Genomic DNA, 21,169 nt, shown 5'->3' with positions numbered 1-21,169 from the left:
TGTCTGGTCTGCCGCCATCGCGAGCAGGCTCGCTCCCACAAGGATCTATGGCGGACCCATTGTGGGAGCGAGCCTGCTCGCGATGGCGGTCTGCCTGCCCCGCTGATTTTCCTGCGCTCGATTGCTCTTGCGTTCGCTCCATACCCCCGCCGTGACACACCGTCCCAAGCCTTCTACTATGGCGACTCTGTTTTCTCTGGAAGAACCTGGATGAGTAAGCCCGGCCAAACGGTGCTGGTCGCATTGCGCAGGATGATCGCCTCAGGCGAGCTGGCGGGCGGTGAGCGCTTGATGGAAATTCCCACGGCTGAGTTGTTCGGTGTTTCGCGAATGCCGGTGCGCATGGCGTTTCGTACCCTGGAGCAGGAAGGGCTGCTGGTGCGCTTCGGTGGTCGCGGATTCCAGGTGCGCTCGGTCAGTGCCGAGGAAATCGCCGGGGCCGTGGAGGTGCGTGGTGTGCTCGAAGGCCTGGCCGCGCGGCAAACGGCCGAGCGTGGCTTATCCGAAGAGGGGCGAGCGGCACTTGAACAATGCCTGGTGCAGGGCGACGAACTGTTTGCCAAGGGCTATGTGACCGAGGATGACCTTGAGGTCTATCACGACTTGAACATGCGCTTTCATCAGGTGATCGTCGAGGGCAGCCATAACCCGGCGATTGCCGATGCCCTGGCTCGCAACGATCACCTGCCATTTGCCTCAGTCACCGCCCTGGCGGTGGATCGTCAGAACATGGCCGGTGAATTTCGCCGCTTCAACTACGCCCACATGCAGCACCACTCGGTGTTCGATGCGCTGATCCATCGCCAGGGAGCCCGCGCCGAGGCAATCATGCGCGAACATGCCAATGCGACTTTGCGTTATGCCGAGGTGTTCGGCTCGACGTTGGCTGATGAGCGGATGAAGGTGATTGTTCGGTCGCAGTGAGCGCGCATACGGCTGGGGGAGCTAAGCTTGCTTGCGATAGCCGTCTGTCAGCCGATAGCAATGCTGACTGAGTCGCCGCCATCGCGAGCAAGCTTTGCTCCCACAAAGCTCTCCCACAGGGTATTGGTCAGATATCCAACACCAAAAGTGGCGTCTTCGAGCGGGAGCAGCACGGCGTGAACTGGTCGTTGCAAGCCTGTTCGGCCTCGGTCAAAAACATGTCCCGGTGCTCCGGCACACCTTCCAGCACACGCGTCAGGCAGGTGCCGCACACGCCCTGTTCGCAGGAGATCGGAATCTCGATACCATGGCTTTCCAGCACCTGGACCACGCTTCGGTCGGCGGGTACTTCGAAGACCTGGCCGCTGCTGGCGACTTTCACCGAGAAGCTGCCGTCCGCGCGGGTGTCGGTGGGCGCAGCGGCAAAGTACTCGCGGTGCACACAGCTTTCCCGCCAGCCCTGAACCTTGGCGGTGTCGAGGACATGCTGCATGAAGCCACCGGGACCGCACACATAGAGGTGCAGATCCTCACTGGGGGCGGCCAGGACCCTGGCAGCGTCCAGCATGGTTGCAGGCTCTTCATCGAAGTGCAGAAACACCCGGTCGGCATAAGGCGATTGGCGCAAGCGTTCGATAAAGGCTGCACGCTCCCTGGACCTGGCACAGTAATGCAGTTCGAACGCCGCACCGCTCTGGGCCAGGTGTTCGGCCATGCACAGGATCGGCGTAATACCGATACCGCCGGCAAACAGCAGGCTGCGTCGAGCCTCGGGGGCGAGGGGGAACAGGTTGCGCGGTTCGCTGATCAGCAAGCGCGCGCCTGGCAGAATCTGTTCATGCAAATTGCGCGAACCGCCTCGGGACGCGGCATCCTTGAGCACCCCGATGAGGTAGCGATGCCGTTCCTCGGGATGATTGCACAGCGAGTACTGACGAATCATGCCGTTGGGCAGGTGTACGTCGATATGGGCACCGGCGGTGAACGCCGGTAAAGGCTGGCCGTCGACACTCGTCAGCTCGTAGCTGCAAATGTCCTGGGCTTCGTTGTGTCGCGCCGTGACCTGGACTTCAATCATGCTCGCTGCTCTCCCTGATGGGTGCTGGCAATCAATCCCGCTTGTGGCTCGCGCTCACGGGCAATCCAACGATCCAGCACTCGACGCGACTGCACGCCGCCGGCATCGATATTGAGCTTGAGCAGGCTGCGTTGCGGGTGATCCAGCAGGTTGCGCTGCTGGCGTTCGAGCATTTCCAGGTCTTCGCTGAAAATCTTGCCCTGGCCTTCGCGAATGCTGGCGGTCAGTGCTTCGTCCTGGGGCTGGAAATGCCGGGCCATGCCCCAGAAGTACCAGATGGATGTCTCGGTTTCCGGGGTGATGAAGTCCACCACGATGCTGGACGCCTTGAACTGCGGCGCGGCGTGATACCCGCCGTTGCCGGCATGGGCCACGCCGACTTCGATCAGGACGTGGCTGGGCGGGGTGAAACGGCAGATCTGCCAGCGGTCCACCGGCACGTCGTCGGCCAGGTTGTTGCCGCGCAAGGCCATGCGCCAGAAGGGCGGGGCCATGATGTTTTCCATGTGTCGGGCGGTGACCACTTCGTCACCTTCGACCGTGGTCACCGGCGGCGCCTCGTCGATTTCCTTCTGGCCGATGCTGGAGGCGTGCACGTAGGTTTCGTGGGTCAGGTCCATCAGGTTGTCGATCATCAGGCGGTAATCGCACTGGATATGGAACAGGCCTCCGCCGTAAGCCCACTCGTCATTTTCGGCCCATTCAAGATGATGGATCAGCGTCGGGTCAGCCAAGGCCTGGTCACCGGGCCAGACCCAGATAAACCCATGACGCTCCTGCACCGCAAACGTCTTGTTGCAAGGGAATCCCCGGACCCGTTGCCCGGGCATTTCGACGGTCTTGCCGTCGCACCCCATCACCAGCCCGTGATAGCCGCACACCAGGTTACCGTTTTCGACATAACCCAAAGAGAGCGGGGCGCCGCGATGGGGGCAGAAGTCCTCGACAGCCGCGACCTTGCCTTCATGCCCACGGTAGAAAACCATCTTCTCGCCGCAGATCTGGCGGCCCAGAGGTTTGTCAGCGATTTCATCGGGGGTGCAGGCAACGTACCAGGTGTTCTTGGGATACATGACGGATCTCCGGGCGGATGTTGTTGTGCTTATGGATCCATTAACTCTCTTAACTAATTCGGTTGTCAATATTTTTGGTGTCCTGGTAGACGGTTGGCAGTCTTTAATGGATCCATTTGCTTCGTTTCGGCGAAAACAAAACTGCACAAATCTTCCAGACACCCTCGCCGCCAGCGGTTAACCTGCTCGTGCTGATACACAAAAACGAGACTGCCCATGACAACGCGCAACTGGATCGATCTCAAGCAGGACCCCACGTCCGGCATCGAGACCGTGCGCGCGCATTTCGAGGGGCATGCCTACGATCCCCATTGGCACGACGCCTATCTGGTGGGCGTGACCGAACAGGGCGTGCAGCAGTTCCATTGTCGCCGCCAGCAGCACAACAGCACGCCGGGCAAGGTGTTTCTGCTCGAGCCTGGGGAGTTGCATGACGGCAACGCGCCCCACGCCAGCGGTTTCACCTATCGCACGTTGTACCTCGAGCCACAGTGGCTGGAGCGCGAACTGCGGTCGTTGTTCGACGTGGCTCCGGATAATGCACAGCTGGGATTCGCCGCTACCTTGGCCGACGATGCGCGGCTGGCGAGCGCCACGGCCATGGCGTTCCAGAGTTTGCATCAGCAGGAGATGCGCATCGTGCGCCAGACGGCCCTCGACACCTTGCTGGCCAACCTGACCCAGCACCTGCACTGGCGTGCGCGGATCAATCCCGATCCGCGCCTGCCATTGGTGGCGCAGCAGGCCCGTGATTATCTGCACAGTCATCTGAGTGAAGACATCGGGCTGGATGACCTGGCACGGGTCACCGGGGTGGACCGTTTTCGCCTGACCCGGGCGTTCAAGGCCGCGTTCGGTCTCGCCCCCCATGCCTATCTGATCCAGTTACGCCTGGCCCGGGCCCGGCGCTTGCTGGCCCGTGGCGAAAGCGCGGTGGCGGTGGCGGCGATACTCGGTTTTGCCGACCAGAGTCATTTGGGTCGCTGGTTCCAGCGCGCCTATCGCCTGAGCCCGGCGGACTACCGCAAGCGTTGCTCAAACGTTCCAGACTGAGCGCGGTTGGGTGGGGATGATCAGGCTACGATCATTCACCGAGATGTTGCTCCATGGACCAGTTGCTGCCGTTCGCCTTGTTCGCCTTTGTTGCCTCCATCACCCCGGGCCCGACCAATATCCTGGTGCTGAGCCACAGCTCGCGCTTTGGCCTGGCGACCACCTTGCCAATCATCCTCGGCGCCTGCGCCGCCGCAGCCTTGTTGGTGTTGTTGGTGGGCACCGGATTGGGCGATGTGCTGGCCCGTCATGCAACGCTCCAGACTTTGCTGTCATGGGCCGGAATTGCCTGGTTGAGCTGGATGGCCTGGCAAATATTCAGCACGCCAGTCCAGGCCATCGACCCTGAACGACCCATTGAGGGTCTGCGTCTTGGCTTGGCGGGGGCGGCCGGTTTGCAGTTGGTCAATCCCAAGACCTGGATGATGGCATTGGCGGTGGTCAGCGTCTTCGCCGGCACCGAGGCCGACCGCACCGTGCGGGTGCTCTGGCTGTCCCTGGCGTTCTTCGCGATTTCGATCCCATGCATGACCGCCTGGGCGTATCTGGGCCTCGGCGCCGCCAGATTCTGCCGATCCACCGTGGCCATGGGTCGGTTCAATCGGATCATGGCGGTGTTGTTGCTGATGTCGGCGTGGTTGACGTTGGTGGTGTGATCCTGATCAGGCGCAAGCATTTGATGCAGACCTGTCAGCGACTGGCCATGGAACCTGCAACCCCTTGCAACGGTTGGGCGGTTTAAAAACAAGCTCATTTTGGAGAGGATCGCCCACGCCCCGGCTTAGCGTATTTCAAAATTTCAGATGCTTAATCGACCCCAAGGAAGGAGGTCCATCATGTCCACTGTCGATTCCCATATCGATTTCATCCAGGCCAGGCTACCGGCCTGGTTGAAACAAGCTTCGCGCCACCGCCAAGAGCGTTTCAAGGTCCTTGCCCAGCAATTGCAGCGCGACAGCGATGCGCTGAACGCACTGCTTATCGACCTGCCAGCGCCGGAACCCTTCACACTCGATTTGCTACAGGCTCAGCCACCCATGCAGGCCTGGCGCCCGATCAATGGCCGCGGCAGTGTTTGCGACGCAGTCCGGCGGGCAAGGGTCAGGCGCGAGCACTTCGGCCCCTCTCTGTCGGTGGTGGAGGCCGCCATGCGCAACTTTCCTCCTGCTGATGCGGCCACCGGCAGTTCTTTCGATAAAACCGGCGAGCTTTTCATCAAGGGCAAGCCTGGAGAGTTTTACCGTTGGGGCGCGCCGTCAGACACCACGGCATTGCCCACGACCCCTGCCAGTTTTGCCCGAGTCTGTCGGCAGGTGGATGTGGGCGGTGCCTACCAGCGTCTGCTCAAGCAACGCCTGCCGCCTATCGGCGACGAGGTTCCTGTCGTGGCTGACGCCTATATGGCCTACGCGCGCAGTCTGCTCGCCTATGACGCGTACGAGGCGAAGCTGGATGGACGCCTGGACGACACCGGCGAGCGATTGTTGGCCTATGTCGGGGTGCGGCTCGAAGATCGTCCGGTGGCTTCCCTGGCGTGTGAGGTCAAGGGCCTGGAGGTGCTGTCTGCGCCGTTGTTCGGCGCACGGGTGTATTGGGGGCTGAAAGGGGACGCAAAAGGCGTTCGCCCGGTCGTCTTGCACCTGCCCTATGACGTAGTGGCCCCGATCAGGCAATTTCCCAGCCTGCAGGCCATGGCCGCAAAGCTGACCGAACTGGTGCGCAAACGCAGTTACCGCCAGAGCCTGATGCGTTACCTGCCGGTACGCTTGCAGGCCCGCTTAGGTGAGGCCCTGCATGACCAAGTGGAGTGGGAGATAAAAGACAACCTCAACCTTTTCCAGGAAATCCACGCGCGTATTGTGGGTTGGCGTGAAGGCGAGCTTGGCGAGGAGGGTAATCCCCGGCGCATTCGCGTGCCTGTTCCCCACGTCCCCTGGACCCTTAGCGATGTTCGCGAGGATCACTGGAATGATCGCTATCACGAATGGCGCACCCACACCCTGAGCAATGCCTCGGCGCTGATGATCTCGACCCGGGACCAGGACTGGCAGGCATTGCTGGCACGCCTGGAGTATTGGGAAGGCCTTGCCGAGCGTTCATTGATGCTGGCTGTCAGCTTCATTCCGTTCTGCGCTCCCATGGGGATGGCTGCGGCGGCGGTGGGCGGGGTGCGCCTGGTGTATGAGTTCTTTGAAGGTATCCAGGCGCTCAACGAAGGCCACGCGCAAGAATGCATCAATCACATCTTCAACGTGCTGTTCGGGGTCGCCCAAGGTGCCTATCTGGGTTTCATCGGCGGGGCTGTTGAACCCATGCCCTTGCATGACGGCACGACGCGGCTGTGGAATGGCGATGTCACGCCCTTCCAGGCGCGACGCTTGCCGCCTGTGGAGGCCGAGCAGGACGCCTGGGGTGTCTGGCGTACGCCAGACGAGGCATGGGTGCGGATCGATGGTCGTTATTTCGAGGTGCAAGGCACCGGCGAGGCCCTGGGGCTGCGCCTGCCTGCCGGTCACCGAGGCGTGACCCCGCCTCTGGAGTGGAGCCGCGCGCGCGGCTGGCAATGGGCACACCGCAATCCCTTGCAGCGAAGCAATCTGGAGTTGCTGCGCAACTTTGTCGAGACGCCCGCCGAGCTGGACGACGCTATGCTCCTGGCCGTACAGCAGCAGGTCGGTATCAGCGAGGCGCATCTGCGCTACCTGCAAGTAGGCGGGCAGCCAATGCCGGCCATATTCGCCGATGCCCTCGCTGAGGCACGCAACTGGCAATGGGTGCAGCAGACCGTTGGACGCTTGCGCGCGGGTGAAGCACCCGGGAGCGCGCACATTCAGGTCACCCAAACCCTTGTGGATTTGCCCGGTTGGCCTGCGGACATGACGCTGCGCTTGCACGATGGCGAGCAGGTTCACTCCGTGGGCGACAGGGCCACCATGCGTTTTCTCGATCTGGACAAAGCGGACCTGGAGCATCATGCCTGGGCGGAGTGTATCCTGGCCGGTCTTCGCGCGGACGAACAGCGCGTGCTGCTGGGGCAGAGTTCTATCGGCCTGCGCCCGGTGGAAAGCAGTCGGTTGTTGGCCGGCCGCTGGGCCGATTATCTTGAGCGCAATGTTACGCAGGTGACTGCTGGCATGGCCTCGTCCACCCGGCTCGATCCGTTGGCCGCTCCGATAGTTCGGGCTTTTTCCGGGCTGCCTGAATCCATCGCCAACGAGCTTGCCCGGCAGTCTCAGGGCCAGGACCGGGTGCGGCTGCAAGCAGGCCGGGTGACGGGACGCCTGGGTAAACAATGCGTAGAAGCCCTGACTGAGCTGCGCCTGACTCGAGCCTTGCGCGATCTTGAGCGGGGTGAAAGCAGCGCGGACCGGGATCGCATTGTCATGGGCCTACTTGGCAATGCGCCGCAACTGCAAGGCCGGTTGCACCTGCGGCTGTTGTCGGACAAGTTGTTGGCTCCGCTCGAGGTGGGAGAGAACGGCCCCTTGAAAGTCATCCGCCAGGACGGCGGGAAATACCATCCCTTCGACGAAAGGGGAAATGAGCTGGCTGGGGATTCGAGCCTCGAAGAGGCGCTGCTCAGAGCGATGCCGGATGAGGCCCGCAACGCGCTCGGCTTGAACATCTGGGCGTCGACCACCCTTCGCAAGGTGCTGATGGAGCAAGCCCTTGGCGATCGCCAGAGGCTGCGTACGTACCTGTCGCTCAAACGCACGGGCAACGACGCAGCTGCCCTGCAATGGCAGAACGGACGCCTGGGTTATCCGCTCAGTGGGCGCGGGAAACTTCCTTTGCAGGGCTGGCGCCACCGTGTGGAAGGGCGTCTTGAACGCCTGTTTCCCTACTATGCCGGGGAATCGCTGGCCAGGCTTCAGCGTAGCCTGGCCGATCAGGCCAGGCGCGAAGGCATCAGCCTGGACACCCTGGTGACCCGGTTGAGCAACGATTGGGCAACGCTGGACGAAGGCCTGCGTCAGTGGGAGGTCCATGAGGGGGTTCATCACCCCGTCGAGAGCGAATATACCCGTGCAGATACCATCGCCATGCGCAGGGAGGTGGCGCAGGAGATCCGTCGCGCCTGGCGCCGTGAGCCGGATCCGCGCAGGGAGGATAGCGAGCTGACTCTACGTCTGTCGGGGTTGAACATCGGCCGGCTTCCTCCCATCAGCGCACGTTTCGAGCATATTGAAGAGCTGACGTTGGCTCATCTGGGGCTGAGCGAAGACCCTTCGAATTTCCTGAGGTTGTTTCCCAATATCGATACGCTGCGCCTGCATGGCAATGAGCTCACCGCCGTGCCGGTAGCGGCGGGTGAGTTTCGCTCTCTGGAGGAGCTGTCATTGGGCAGAAATCCGCTCAATATGAATGCGGACACCTTTGCCCCCTTGATCGGCGCCGACCGTGCTACTGGTTTGCGAGAGCTGCAGCTGTCCGAGGTGAGCAGTGGCTCGGACCCCGTGGCCAGTGCCAATATGGTCGCGGCCATCGGCCGCCTGGCTGAGTTGCCGTCCCTGCGTGAACTGGTCTGGTCCGACAACTTGCATTTCACCCCCCAGGAGCTGGAGGCCATCACCGCTTTACCAGGATTGCAAGCGCTGGACCTGGTTCGTTGTGGCCTTCGCCTGGATGAACAGGGCAGTGCATTCTTGCGTGCCGCCACGGCCCTGGAGGACCTGCGCTTGAGCGGTAACAACTGTCGGGAATTACCCGATCTGCCGGAGCTTGCGCACCTCAAGGAGCTGGAACTGGCCAACGCGGGGCTCGATCGGGTACCGGCATTGGCCCTGGCGCTGTTGGCCAGGCCTTCATCCGATCCGATCTTCCTCGACCTCAAGGGCAATCGCATCAGCAACATCCAGGATGATCTGATTCCTGCCCTTGGCAACATGCCGAAGACGAACACCCTTGGGCTCTGGCTCGAAGATAATCCACTGCCCAGCGCCCAGATCCGCGCCCTTCGCGCATTGGACCCCGAGGCCTTTCGCTACACCGTCGATGACTGGCTCCGTGACTTCCCCGACCTCAAGAGTGCATTGGAAGTGGCTCGCGACGATGCCGGAGGGCGCCGCTTCATCGATTGGTTCTGCGGCGCCATCCGTGACGCAGACGCCGATCAACCAGGCGGCCTGGCCCTGGGAGATCGTCAGAGGGCTGCCGGTATCCTGCAGTACTACACTGGCTACCCCGACCTTTATACCGAGCTGTCGGGCCGTATCGCAGATTTCGACCAGCAATTGGCCCAACTGCGTACCCGCTTGCAAGCACGGGTTCTGGACAGGCAAACACCAGACGTTGCCGAGCTGGAGCTGCATTTCCTCATGTTCGGTTCGGTTCAGCGTGCTCGCCTCGAACCCCAGGGCATACACTTTGCGAGGTTTCTGACCAACCATTATGACTATTGGGGCCAGGTGTTAAGCGGCCGATATCCCGAGCTTGTGCAACGCCGGGCCGCGATGACCCGTGAGGGTTTCATCAACTGGCTCAGTGACGCACAGGACACATTCAACAGCAATGATCAAACGCCCCGCGTAGGGGAACTGGCCTGGCGCCCGTATCTGGGGTTGATGTCTCGCGATTGGCTCGACGGCCTGGCCATCTGGGACACGGTGGAGGAAAACCTGGTGGATGCCTTCAGCGAGCCGGTGGATCCCTCCCATTGGCCGCAGGTATTGCTGGATAACCTGGCGCAACCGGACGCCGACCTGCCCAGCGCCCTGGAGTCAATCACCCAGCCCACCGGGACGATGTGGTATCGGGTGAGGCTCGAGGCCGTAGCAGATGTGAACTGGGCCGCAGGCGAGCCGGTGACGCTCACCGAAGACCAATTGCGGCGCACCATGGCGATCTACCGTTCGGTCAAGAGCCGGGAAGTCGAGGCCATGGTGCATCGGATAACCACTGGCCTGGTCACCCCTTGGTGGTCGCTGCGACCGCAATAACCTGTGCCGGCACACCTGCCGCGAAGCTGTGGCGAGGGCGTAAATCTCCTCGCCACAGCGCCCTTGCAAAGGGGCGCATCAGGCATCGTTACACGGCGCAGCCATCGTCGCGGGTGAACACCAATGCCTTCAAGCCGCACTCCATATCCGCGTCGGGAAACTCCGGGGGATTGGCCAGGCGTTCCACGAACTTCAGGCCAGGCGCTTCGCGGGTGACGCCGTCGATGAGGAAGTCCGGGCCGGTGGCGGGGTCGTTGCTGCAGGCCAGGACCGTGCCAGTGGCGCACAACAGTTCCGGCAAGCGCCGCAGGACTCGCTGATAGTCCTTGGTCAGCAGGAAGCTGCCTTTCTGAAAGGTGGGGGGATCGATGATGACCAGGTCATAAGGGCCGCTGTTGATCACCTTGCCCCATGACTTGAACAAGTCGTGGCCAAGAAAACTCACCTGGCTCAGGTCATGGCCGTTCAGGCGATGGTTGTCGCGGCCACGACTCAAGGCCGCGCGCGACATGTCCAGGTTGACCACATGCTGTGCACCGCCGGCGATGGCTGCCACGGAAAAACCGCAGGTGTAGGCGAACAGATTCAACACTCGCTTGCCGCTGGCGTTGGCGCGAACCCAGTCGCGGCCGTAGCGCATGTCGAGGAAAAGACCGTTGTTCTGCTTCTTGCCCAGGTCGATCCGATAGCGCAAGCCGCCTTCGACCAAGGTCCATTCGTCCAGAGCCTCACCCACCAGCCACTGGGTAAGGCTGTCGGGAAGGTAACGGTGTTGCACGGCCAGCGTATGGGCCTTGCTCTGTTGCCAGGCCGGGGTAACGGTGAGGGCGAGCAGCGTGGACATCAGATTGTCCAACTGCGTCGGCTCAGGCTGCTTGAACAACGAAACCAGCATCACCCCTTGCAGCCAGTCGACGGTGATCTGCTCCAACCCCGGCCAGCAGCGACCGCGGCCATGGAACAGGCGCCGGGTTTCTTCCGGCACCGAGGTCAGGGCCGTCAGTAAATGGGTCTGCAGGGTTTGAAGGGCTTCAGGGTTCATCGGACAAGGCCAGCAATGCGAAAGGCCGGCATTTTAACCAGCCTTTCAGCAGGTGCAATCTGTGGCGAGGGGATTTATCCCCGCTGGCTGCAAAGCAGCCCTGCCTGCCAACTCGGTGTGCCAGGAAGATGGAGTCTGCTGCATTGGGGCTGTTTCGCAGCCCAGCGGGGCGGTGCGACGTTTCGCTAAATCCCCTCGCCACAAAGGTGCTACCTAACTGCCGCTAGTAGCCAAAATGCTCGCAACCTGTTGCGGCTGGCAGTTGAGGTAGGCCGAACGCTTGAGCCAGCTCGGGTCCGGGTACCAGGAAAACATGAATTGCCCGTCTTTAAGTTTGTCGATCACCTTGCGCGCCACCTGCGGGCGGACGGCAGGGCAGCCCAGGCTGCGGCCGATGCGCCCCTGACGCACGCTCCACAACGGGTTCACATAATCGGCGGCGTGGATCACGATCGCGCGGTCGCGGGCCAGGTCATTGAAGCCCGGCTCCAGACCGTCCATGCGCAACGAGTATCCATGGGCGCCCTGATAACTTTCCTGAGTGCGAAACAGTCCCAGGCTCGACTGGAAACTGCCCAGGCGATTGGAGAACTGCGTGGCGAAGTTTTCCCCGGATTTTTGCCCGTGGGCCACCAGATCGCGCAATACCAGCTTCTTCTGGCGCAGGTCGAAGATCCACAGGCGACGGGCCGTGGAAGGTTGCGAGTAGTCGATGACCGCCAGGTGGCGGGCTGGGCGAGCGCCGTTGGCGACAGCGCATTGCATGGCGCTCAAGGCACTTTTGAGCGCTTGGGGATTGAGTTCCGGCGCCGCGTGGGTGAGGCTGTTGTAAAGCGGCTGAGAATTTCCTTTGTCGGCCAGCGCCGGGCTGCACATCACGCCAAGGCCGGTGATGACCAGGCAGAGTCGGCGCAAGAGGCTTGCTGAAGATGGAAAATTCCCACGGTGGTGTTTGTTTGCGGCATCCCGTCCGATTTGGTTTGTTTGCATGATGGCGGGTCGTACCTGTCGCAAAGTTGACCGTCAACGGGACGGCCATGGATTGGAGTAAAGCAGTTGTTCAAAAAGTCCGCATGTTACCTGAGCGTTTTATTGCTCACTGCGCCATTGGTCGCAACAGCCGAGCAAAGCGATCCGGCATTGGTGCAAACCACCTTGGCCCAGCTGTCGGTCAACTGTCCCGAGCTGGCCGCAGGCGTCGACTTTCCGACGATGATGAGTTTGCAGGCGTTCTACGAGCAAAACGCAGGCCAGGACGTCTGGTCGAACGATGAGCGACGGATGGCGTTGCAGGCACAGTTGCAGCAACTGGCCGACGACGGACTGGACCCGGCACGCTACAGCTTGCCCGCAGAAGGAACCGCCCAAAACCCCCATTGTGTAGACATCGCCATCAGTCAGCGCTACTTGCAAGCGCTGTATGAGCTGCGTTTCGGATACCTGCCTCAGGACCGCCTGGAGCCGGTGTGGAAGGCCGACCCGCTGCCACAGGATCGTCAGGCCGAGGTGTTGGCCGTTGCCGCGTCGGGCCTGCACGACTTGGACGAGGCCTTTGAGCAGGCCCGGCCGAGCCTGGCGCTGTATCGCAACTTGCGTGAACTTTACGCCCGGCAACGGCAACAGCCCTTGCCCGAATGGCAACCGGTGCCCGGCGGCCCGTTGTTGCACCCGGACAAGCGGGACGCCCGCGTACCGGCCCTGGCCCAGCGATTGTTCAGCGAAGGCTATTTCAGCGCACCCCCCGTGATCGTCGACGATCACTACAACCCCGACTTGGTGGCGGCGATGAAAAGCTTCCAGCTTCACCATTCGCTGCAAGCCGATGGGGTAGTGGGGCCATGGACGGTGACGGAGCTGAACATCAGCCCGTTCATGCGGCGCGAGCAGTTGCGCGTCAATCTGGAGCGCATGCGCTGGCTGGCCCGGGACCTGGAGCCGGACAGCGTACTGGTCAATGTGGCGGCGGCCCGGTTGACGGTCTACCAGGACGGCGTAGCGGTCTGGCAAACCCGCACCCAAGTGGGCCGCGCGGACCGGGAAACCCCATTGCTCAAGTCCCGAGTGACACGACTGACACTTAACCCGACCTGGACCATCCCCCCGACTATCATGCGTGAAGACAAACTGCCTGAGATTCGTCGCGACCCAGAGTTCTTGAGTCGACACAACCTGAGGGTGATCGATCGCGATGGCTTGCCGTTACTGGCCCAGGACATCGATTGGGAGCATCCCGGCGGCCTCATGCTGCGCCAGGACCCCGGTCCGCAAAACCCACTGGGTAAAATGGCGATCCGCTTTCCCAACCCGTTTTCCGTGTACCTGCATGACACGCCCAGCCAGTCACTGTTCAGCAAGGAACCGCGGGCGTTCAGTTCGGGGTGTGTGCGAGTCGAACAGGCCATGCAGTTGCGTGACTGGTTGGTGAGCCCGGCTGAACGTCTGCGCACCGACACGCTGCTGGCCAGCGGGCTGACTCATGAGTTCAGGCTGGCCAGGCCGGTGCCGATTCTGTTGGGCTACTGGACAGTGCAAGCCGACAACCAGGGGCAGGCGGTGTACATCCCGGATATCTACAAGCGTGATCAGGTCCTCGCTGCCGCCAAGGGCAGCGTGCTCTGATGGCGGTCAGGCGCACTCGCTGCTGGCTTGAACCTGTGCAGTCTTCTCGCACTGCGGGAACAGCCGCCGGCCAAGGTCATAGGCAGTGGCCAGGTGAAGCGCCGGTTCGAGGGTTTCCGAGTCGAGCAAACGTTGGGAACTGACCACCCGGGCGCCGCAGTAATCAAAGATGCCGAGGTCGATTTGCGCGGTCATCGCCTGGCCATAGCCGTGGCGCAGGAACGTACCCTCATCAGCCCCGCCCAGGGCCACCAGATGCACCTGCAAACGCTGCAGTTTTTTGATAAAGGGTTTATCGAGGCTGAAATCAAACGCCCAGCCGTTGGAAAACACCCGGTCGATCCACCCTTTGAGCAATGCTGGCATCGACCACCAGTAAATGGGATACACCAGCACCAGCGCATCTGCGCGGTCGATTCTGGCTTGTTCGGCCAAAACGTCCATGGGCGGTGAGGCCTCGCGGTGGTGTACCGCGTGATCGGCGAAACTGAACCGCGGATCAAAGCCTTCGGCGGCCAGGTCGGCGATCTCGAACGTATCGGCGGGATTGGCCTGGGTCAGGCCTTGGGCGATTTTTTTCGCGAGGCCGTGGGTAAGGGAGTGGGGATCGTGATGAGCGACAACGATGAGTGCGTGCATGGCAAAACTCCTCATGGCAATGACCGGTATCAAGCAGGTATGCTTGGTTAAGTTACCTTTAGTAAGTTACGGTTGGTAAAGTTAGCATGTCAAGCCTTGATGAAAATTCGCGATCTGTAGCTGCTCCCCGTCGACGCTTGTCTCGCGAGGATCGGCAACGGCAACTGATGGATGTCGCCTGGCGGCTGGTGCGAGAGGAGGGCAGCGAAGCGCTGACCCTGGCCCGGCTCGCGGAACAGGCGGGGGTAACCAAACCCATTGTGTATGACCACTTCAGCACTCGATCCGGGCTGTTGGCGGCGCTCTATCAGGATTTCGATGCCCGTCAGACGGCGCTCATGGACGCCGCCCTGGAAGCGAGCGAACCGACACTGCAAAGCCGCGCCGAGGTGATTGCTGCTTCGTTTGTCGAATGCGTCCTGCTGCAAGGCCGGGAGATCCCGGGGGTGATTGCGGCGCTGACCAGTTCGCCAGAACTGGAGCGCATCAAGCGCGAATATGAGGCGATTTTCCTGGACAAGTGCCGAACCGTCCTGGAACCGTTCGCCGGTACACGGGCCATCACCCAGGCGAGTCTGCGGGCGATGCTGGGTGCGGCAGAAGCCCTGTCCAATGCCGCTGCCACCGGGGAAGTCAGCGCCGCCGAGGCCAAGCAAGAGCTCTTTGTGACCATCGTGGCGATGGTGGATAGAGCCGCCCGCACTGGCGCAACCTGAACCTTCCCCATCGCAAATGGCCCGAGCCCCCCTGTGGGAGCGAGCCTGCTCGCGATAGCGTCAGCCCAGTCACTGCACTTTTATGAAGCCGCAGGCGATGGATCGCACCATGGCAAGGCAATCGTCCGCGCATGGAAGCGTCAGGCGAGCGCCTGTAAGCATGAGGTGACTGGACGGCCTTTTTCACGGGAAAGCCCGCTCCCACAGGGATTTTCGAGGGTTGCAAGCAGCGCTGGGTCTGTGACTTCAGGGCGGCAGACAAAGGCTTGGCACGCTCGCTGCAAGAGGCTGTTCAGGCCCACTGTAAATACATTCAAGTGGGCAACCCCGTCGGTCAACGAAGATCGAGAGCCAGCAGGCCGGGGATAACGGTAGATCGGGGCGCAGTCGCCGGATCGATACCGCACAGAACAGGCAAAGACGCCTGGAACCGCAAGGTTTCAGGCGTCTTTTTTTTGCTTTCAAAACCGTGATGGGCTTTTGTCGGGTGCTTTTATGAATTCCAACGTTGCTTCCCTGAACAAGCTGCAAACACTGATCGTGATCGGCAATGGCATGGTCGGCCATCACTGCGTCGAGCAACTGATCGAGCGCGGTGCCCTCAATCATTACCACCTGCATGTGTTCAGCGAAGAACCGATGCGCGCCTATGATCGCGTGCATCTGTCGGAGTATTTCTCTGGCCGTGACGCCGAGTCCCTGGCGCTTGGGCAAGCCTCGTTGTACCAGACCCCTGGCGTCACGCTGCACCTGGGCGTGCCGGTGCTGGAAATTGATCGCGAGGCGCGCCAGGTGGTCACTGCCCAGGCTCGCATCAGCTACGACAAACTGGTGCTCGCTACCGGCTCTTACCCGTTCGTGCCACCGATCCAGGGCGCCGAAGGCGATTCCTGCCTGGTCTATCGCACCCTGCAAGACCTGGACGCCATTCGTGCCGCCGCAAGCAATGCCCGCCGGGGTGTGGTGGTCGGTGGTGGTCTGCTGGGCCTGGAAGCGGCCAATGCCCTCAAGACCCTCGGCCTGGAAGCCCATGTGGTGGAATTCGCCCCACGATTGATGCCGGTACAACTGGATGAGCAGGGCGGACTGGCCCTCAAGGCGCGCATCGAGAAACTGGGCGTCGGCGTGCATCTGTCCAAGGGCACTCAGTCCATCAGCGCCGGTGAGCAGTACCGTTATCGGATGAATTTCGGCGATGACGATTTCCTGGAAACCGACCTGATCGTATTTTCTGCCGGCATTCGCGCCCAGGATGCCCTCGCTCGCCAGTGCGCTCTGCAGATCGGCCCGCGCGGTGGCGTGGTGATCGATGACTATTGCCTGAGCAGTGACCCGGACATCTACGCCATCGGCGAATGCGCAGCCTGGAACGGCAGCATCTTCGGCCTGGTCGCTCCGGGTTACCAGATGGCCCGCAACGTCGCGGCTCGCCTGTGCGGTGAAAGCGCCGAGCCGTTCACTGGCGCGGACATGTCCACCAAGCTCAAGTTGCTGGGGGTGGACGTAGGTTCCATCGGCGACGCCCACGGCAATACACCGGGGGCGCGCAGCTTCCAGTTCATCGATCAAACCAGCGCCAGCTACCGGAGACTGGTGGTGGACGCCGATGGCAAACGAGTGATCGGCGCGGTCCTGGTGGGCGACAACAGCTACTACGACACCCTGCTGCAATACATGCAGAACGGCATCGCGTTGCCCAAGGAGGCTGCCGGCCTGATCCTGCCGAGTTCCGAAGGTGCACCCACGTTGGGCCCGGCTGCGCTGCCCGCGGCGGCGACCATCTGCTCGTGCCACAACGTCACCAAAGGCTCGATCTGTGCGGCCATCGACAGCGGCTGCACCGACCTTGGGCAACTGAAATGCGATACCAAGGCTGGCACCGGTTGCGGGGGTTGCGCCGCCCTGGTCAAGCAGGTGTTCGAGCACGAACTGATTGCTCGCGGCGTCAGTGTCGACAAGAGCCTGTGCGAACACTTCGCCTATACCCGCCAGGAGCTTTATGCCTTGGTGCGGGTTGAAGGCATCATCAGCTTCGACGAGCTACTGGCCAAGCACGGCCGCGGGCACACCGGTTGCGACTTGTGCAAACCGGCAGTGGGCTCGATCCTGGCGTCGTGCTGGAACCAGCCGATCATGGACCCGTCCCTGGTGCCGTTGCAGGACACCAACGACACCTTCATGGCCAACATGCAGAAAAACGGCACCTATTCGGTGGTGCCACGCATCGCCGGGGGCGAAATCACTGCCGACAAGCTGATTGCCATCGGCGTGGTCGCCAAAAAATACGACCTCTATACCAAGATCACCGGCGGCCAGCGCATCGACCTGTTCGGCGCCCAGTTGCACCAGTTGCCGGATATCTGGGCCGAACTGATCGAAGCGGGTTTCGAAACCGGGCACGCCTACGGCAAGTCGACCCGCACGGTGAAGTCCTGCGTGGGCAGCACCTGGTGCCGCTACGGCGTGCAGGACAGCGTGCAAATGGCTCTGACCATTGAAGATCGCTACAAGGGTTTGCGCTCGCCCCACAAGCTCAAGTTCGCGGTGTCCGGTTGCACCCGCGAGTGCGCCGAGGCCCAGAGCAAGGACGTCGGCGTGATCGCCACCGAGAAGGGCTGGAACCTCTACGTGGCCGGTAACGGCGGCATGCGCCCGCGTCACGCCGAGCTGTTCGCCACCGACCTGGATGACGCGACCCTGATCCGCTACATCGACCGCTTCCTGATGTTCTACATCCGCACCGCCGACAAGTTGCAGCGTACGTCGGTCTGGCGCGAAAGCCTGGAAGGCGGCCTGGACTACCTCAAGGACGTCATCATCGAAGACAGCCTGGGCCTGGGGGCCGAACTCGAAGCCCAGATGCAACTGGTGGTCGATCGTTATGAATGCGAGTGGGCCAACGCCCTCAAAGACCCGGACAAGCTCAAGCGCTTCCGCACCTTCGTCAACGACGGTCGCGGTGATCCGGATGTTCATTTCGTCAGGGAACGCGGCCAGCGCCGGCCGGTTCACGCCCACGAGCTTCACCTGATTCCCGTTACCGAGGAGGTGCTCTGATGAGCCAGTCAAACGTCGTTCGTATCCCCACCCGCAACGCGGCCCAAAATCCCGTGCAATGGCGTGCCCTGTGCAGCCGCGAGGATCTGGTGCCCAACTCCGGCGTGGTCGCCTGGCACGACGGCAGCCAGGTGGCGCTGTTGTACCTGCCCGAACAGCAGGACAAACCGCTGTACGCCATCGACAACCGCGACCCCAAGTCCGGGGCGAACGTGATCGGTCGGGGGCTGTTGGGCAGCATCAAGGGTGAACTGGTGATCGCATCACCCCTCTACAAACAGCATTTCCGCCTGGAAGACGGCCATTGCCTGGAATACCCGGAGCAGCGTCTGCGGGTGTGGCCGGTGCGCCTGAATGGTGATGTGGTGGAGATTGGCGAAGACTGATCCGCCTCTGACCGGGGCGCCACAATGAATCAGGCAATTTAAGTGCATTGGCTTGCCTTTAACTGAAGTTGGGAATCAACAATGAAAACAGCCGCTCAACTGGTAAGACTCAAGAGTGTGCAGAACCAGCAGGTTCACAGCATCGCGCCGGAGCAGACCGTGCTCGAAGCGCTGCAGATCATGGCCGAGAAAAACGTCGGCGCGTTGCCGGTGATCGAACACGGTCAGGTGGTTGGCGTGTTCAGCGAGCGCGACTATGCGCGCAAGCTGGTGTTGCAAGGACGCTCCTCGGTGGGCACTTCGGTACGCACCGTCATGAGTGCTCCCGTGGTCACCGCCGATAGCCAGCAGAGCATCGACCGCTGCATGGAAGTCATGACCGATAGCCACCTGCGGCACTTGCCGGTGCTGGATAACGGCCAGTTGATGGGGTTGTTGTCCATTGGCGATCTGGTGAAGGAGGCGATTGTCGAGCAGGCGGATTTGATCCGGCAGCTGGAGCATTACATTCGCGGGCACTGAACCCACAGGGAATTTATCTGTGGGAGCAAACCTTGCTCCCACAATGGTGCGAAGTTTCGCTAAATTTCCTCACCCCAACATCAGCAACTGCCGGATCAGATTCGGCGTACTGCCGGTCCAGCGCTTGAACGAGCGGCGAAAATTCGCCGTGTCGTTGAAGTTCAGGTACTGCGCCACTTCCTCGTTGCTGAACCCCTTGACCTGGTACAAGTACAACGCCACATGGGTGTGCACCCGGTCCACCTGTTGCTGGAACCCGGTATGGTGCTTGTGCAGCTTGCGCTTGAGCGTCGCCGGGCTCATGGCGAAAGCCTGGGCGATCTGTTCCAGGCTGGGCGTCTGCTGCACATGGCTGTGCAGGTAGTCGTAGACGCAGTCCAGAAAGCTTGCCGTGAAACCCAGTTGATCGAGTTGGTCTCGGGCTTCGATCCGCGCCACCTGGCCGGCGGTGGCCGACACGTTGGGCCAGGGCTGGGCCAGACAGTGGCGAGGCAGGCGCATCAGGTCCAGCGGTCGATTGAATTGTGTCTGTTCACCCAGGTGCACCCAGTACTGTTCGACGTAACGCGGCTCCTCATGGCGAAAGCTGCATTGCCAGGGCAGGCGTTCGCCGCTCAGCCATGCACTCATGGCAACCATCGAAGTCATGCTGGCTTCCAGTATGAAGCGCCATTGTTCATCCGCACCGCAACTGTCCAGCCAATGGATGTAGGCATAGTGCTCGTCCAACAACAGGCGCGGCGCGGCCAGGGGGCTGAGCAGTGCTTGCTGGTCAATCAGGGTTTCCAGGGCCTGATGCAGATTCTGCGCGTGGCGTAGCGCATGGCTGGCTGGCCCGTAATGCCCCGGCAGCAGCCGCTGGCCAAACAGGAAACTGCTGTCACTGGCATCGAGCAGGCGTCGGCTGTTGTCGATCAGGCCAAGAAACTGTTGCGGGCTGATGCGGCTCTGGCCAGCGAGGATATCGTCGTGGAACAGCCCTGTGCCACGCAGCAGGCGGTGGCTGTCGATGTCACGCGACAGTGCCAGATCGATCAGCGCGGCAGGCTGATAGTGCCCCGGAATGAAGCGGCTGTCGGTTTCATACCAGCAGGTCTTGAGGGTCATGGGCCGGCCTCAGGCGCTTTTCAACGTGGAACGGGATCGGGCCAGCGTCAGGTTGAGGCGTTTGAGCAAGGCCTCCGGCGACTCGTCAAATGCCATCACCACGGCGGTGCTGGCGGCCAGTTGCAAGCGCTCGCCGTGTTGCCGAGTCTTGTGGGCCAGGCTGCCAACCGCGTGGGCCAGTTCTGCGGCCAGATACCGGGCCTGGCTCTCGCCGGTGTCGGGCAGCAGGACCACAAAGCGATCACCGGCCAGGCGACAAAGCAGATCCTGACGGCGCAGGTTCAGCACCAGCAACTGGCTGACGGCTTGCAGCACCGCATCGCCCTCGCCGTGACCGAAGCGCTGATTGATGGCGGTGAAGTTGTCCAGGTCCAGGGCCAGCAATGACAAGGGCTGCTGGCGGCGTCGGCTGTCCTCCAGGCTGCTCGTCAGTTCATGTCTGAAAAAGTCCGCGCCTCCCAGCGGCGTGAGTTTGTCGAACAGGCGGTGCTCGCGGAACAACCGTTCACGCTTTTCCATTTGTCCGTTGATCGCCAGTTGTTCCCGGTGCCAGTGATAGATGCCGAGGGTCAGCAGAATCATGCCCACCGGCATCGGCCCGGACTCCAGCCAGTGGTCCCAGGTGATGCTGTCGGGCAAACGGATGAACTCGTCGAGGCTGTCGATCCACCAGGAAAAAAAGATGCAACCCAGGCCCCATACGAGGTAGTTGGTCACCCGACCGGCCGGGCGACTCTTGAGCACCAGGCCGAGCCAGACCAGCGCCAGCAAGGCCGAGCCGCCTTCGCCAAGGATATCCAGCCAGACCCACTCACTCAGCGGTTTGAGCTCACCGTTGGCCAGGTGGAGCATCAGCCCGAGGTTGGCCGCCAGCAGAAGCAGGGCGAGTTTGATGCGGTGCGGGCGCAGCACGGAGAACATGGCCGGAATCCTTTGCCAGAAGCGGAATGCGGCTCAGCACAGCAGATGGATGTGACAGTGCGGTGACGGTGGGTGAATGGGTGGGGAGGTCGA

General features: G+C 61.8%; 16 protein-coding genes. 9 read left to right on the top strand and 7 right to left on the bottom strand.

Features of this window, described 5'->3' with window-relative positions; genetic code table 11:
• The first annotated feature begins 210 nt into the window (after nt 1–210).
• Complete coding sequence (locus BW979_RS18245) at nt 211–924, top strand: GntR family transcriptional regulator (protein WP_047226532.1); 714 nt, start codon at nt 211–213, stop codon at nt 922–924.
• A 127-nt stretch (nt 925–1,051) separates the two neighbouring features.
• Here the strand turns inward: BW979_RS18245 and BW979_RS18240 are convergent, their stop codons facing one another.
• Both BW979_RS18240 and BW979_RS18235 read right to left on the bottom strand, forming a co-directional pair.
• Nucleotides 1,052–2,002, bottom strand: a complete 951-nt coding sequence (locus tag BW979_RS18240) for a PDR/VanB family oxidoreductase (protein WP_076384957.1) — start codon at nt 2,000–2,002, stop codon at nt 1,052–1,054.
• Nucleotides 1,999–3,075: an aromatic ring-hydroxylating oxygenase subunit alpha gene (locus BW979_RS18235; protein WP_076384955.1), complete on the bottom strand. Its 1,077-nt coding sequence runs from the start codon at nt 3,073–3,075 to the stop codon at nt 1,999–2,001. Before BW979_RS18235 ends, BW979_RS18240 begins: the two co-directional genes overlap by 4 nt.
• Before the next feature lie 216 nt (nt 3,076–3,291).
• Here BW979_RS18235 and BW979_RS18230 point away from each other — a divergent pair, with 216 nt between their 5' ends.
• The 3 genes from BW979_RS18230 (at nt 3,292) to BW979_RS18220 (ending at nt 10,067) form a co-directional block, all read left to right on the top strand.
• A complete protein-coding gene (locus BW979_RS18230; protein WP_076384954.1) occupies nt 3,292–4,128 on the top strand; it encodes an AraC family transcriptional regulator in 837 nt (278 codons plus the stop codon).
• Between the two features lie 53 nt (nt 4,129–4,181).
• On the top strand, nt 4,182–4,784 hold the full coding sequence (locus tag BW979_RS18225) for a LysE family translocator (protein WP_076384952.1): 603 nt from the start codon (nt 4,182–4,184) through the stop codon (nt 4,782–4,784).
• Nucleotides 4,785–4,964: 180 nt separating this feature from the next.
• Nucleotides 4,965–10,067, top strand: a complete 5,103-nt coding sequence (locus BW979_RS18220; RefSeq protein WP_076384950.1) for a dermonecrotic toxin domain-containing protein — start codon at nt 4,965–4,967, stop codon at nt 10,065–10,067.
• A gap of 88 nt (nt 10,068–10,155) precedes the next feature.
• Here BW979_RS18220 and BW979_RS18215 read toward each other — a convergent pair whose 3' ends face one another.
• A complete protein-coding gene (locus BW979_RS18215; protein ID WP_076384948.1) occupies nt 10,156–11,109 on the bottom strand; it encodes a class I SAM-dependent methyltransferase in 954 nt (317 codons plus the stop codon).
• 213 nt (nt 11,110–11,322) lie between these two features.
• Nucleotides 11,323–11,985 carry a murein L,D-transpeptidase catalytic domain family protein gene (locus tag BW979_RS18210; protein ID WP_047226636.1) on the bottom strand — a complete coding sequence of 221 codons (663 nt, stop codon included), beginning with the start codon at nt 11,983–11,985 and terminating at the stop codon, nt 11,323–11,325.
• A gap of 180 nt (nt 11,986–12,165) precedes the next feature.
• On the opposite strand from BW979_RS18210, the gene BW979_RS18205 reads away from it, so the two are divergent.
• On the top strand, nt 12,166–13,728 hold the full coding sequence (locus BW979_RS18205) for a L,D-transpeptidase family protein (RefSeq protein ID WP_076384946.1): 1,563 nt from the start codon (nt 12,166–12,168) through the stop codon (nt 13,726–13,728).
• A gap of 6 nt (nt 13,729–13,734) precedes the next feature.
• Here the strand turns inward: BW979_RS18205 and BW979_RS18200 are convergent, their stop codons facing one another.
• Entirely contained in the window at nt 13,735–14,367 is a 633-nt protein-coding gene (locus tag BW979_RS18200; RefSeq protein WP_076384944.1) for an NAD(P)H-dependent oxidoreductase, read from the bottom strand.
• Nucleotides 14,368–14,453: 86 nt separating this feature from the next.
• Between BW979_RS18200 and BW979_RS18195 the strand changes: the two genes are divergently transcribed.
• The 4 genes from BW979_RS18195 to BW979_RS18180 all read left to right on the top strand — a co-directional run bounded on the left by BW979_RS18195 (nt 14,454) and on the right by BW979_RS18180 (nt 19,048).
• Nucleotides 14,454–15,083 carry a TetR/AcrR family transcriptional regulator gene (locus BW979_RS18195; protein WP_076384942.1) on the top strand — a complete coding sequence of 210 codons (630 nt, stop codon included), beginning with the start codon at nt 14,454–14,456 and terminating at the stop codon, nt 15,081–15,083.
• 495 nt (nt 15,084–15,578) lie between these two features.
• The gene (nirB, locus tag BW979_RS18190; protein WP_076384940.1) at nt 15,579–18,140 is read left to right on the top strand and encodes a nitrite reductase large subunit NirB; all 2,562 of its coding nucleotides are present in this window, start codon (nt 15,579–15,581) and stop codon (nt 18,138–18,140) included.
• Complete coding sequence (gene nirD, locus BW979_RS18185) at nt 18,140–18,526, top strand: nitrite reductase small subunit NirD (protein WP_076384938.1); 387 nt, start codon at nt 18,140–18,142, stop codon at nt 18,524–18,526. The genes nirB and nirD overlap by 1 nt, the downstream gene beginning before the upstream one ends.
• Before the next feature lie 81 nt (nt 18,527–18,607).
• Nucleotides 18,608–19,048, top strand: a complete 441-nt coding sequence (locus BW979_RS18180; protein ID WP_047226520.1) for a CBS domain-containing protein — start codon at nt 18,608–18,610, stop codon at nt 19,046–19,048.
• Nucleotides 19,049–19,117: 69 nt separating this feature from the next.
• Here the strand turns inward: BW979_RS18180 and BW979_RS18175 are convergent, their stop codons facing one another.
• Together BW979_RS18175 and BW979_RS18170 are read right to left on the bottom strand one after the other, a co-directional pair.
• Entirely contained in the window at nt 19,118–20,155 is a 1,038-nt protein-coding gene (locus BW979_RS18175; RefSeq protein WP_076384936.1) for an AraC family transcriptional regulator, read from the bottom strand.
• Between the two features lie 9 nt (nt 20,156–20,164).
• The gene (locus BW979_RS18170) at nt 20,165–21,076 is read right to left on the bottom strand and encodes a GGDEF domain-containing protein (RefSeq protein ID WP_076384934.1); all 912 of its coding nucleotides are present in this window, start codon (nt 21,074–21,076) and stop codon (nt 20,165–20,167) included.
• Nucleotides 21,077–21,169: the final 93 nt, after the last annotated feature.

Source organism: Pseudomonas sp. A214 (assembly GCF_900156295.1).
GTDB lineage: Bacteria > Pseudomonadota > Gammaproteobacteria > Pseudomonadales > Pseudomonadaceae > Aquipseudomonas > Aquipseudomonas rhizophila.
This window is presented reverse-complemented; position numbering and strand designations above follow the sequence as displayed.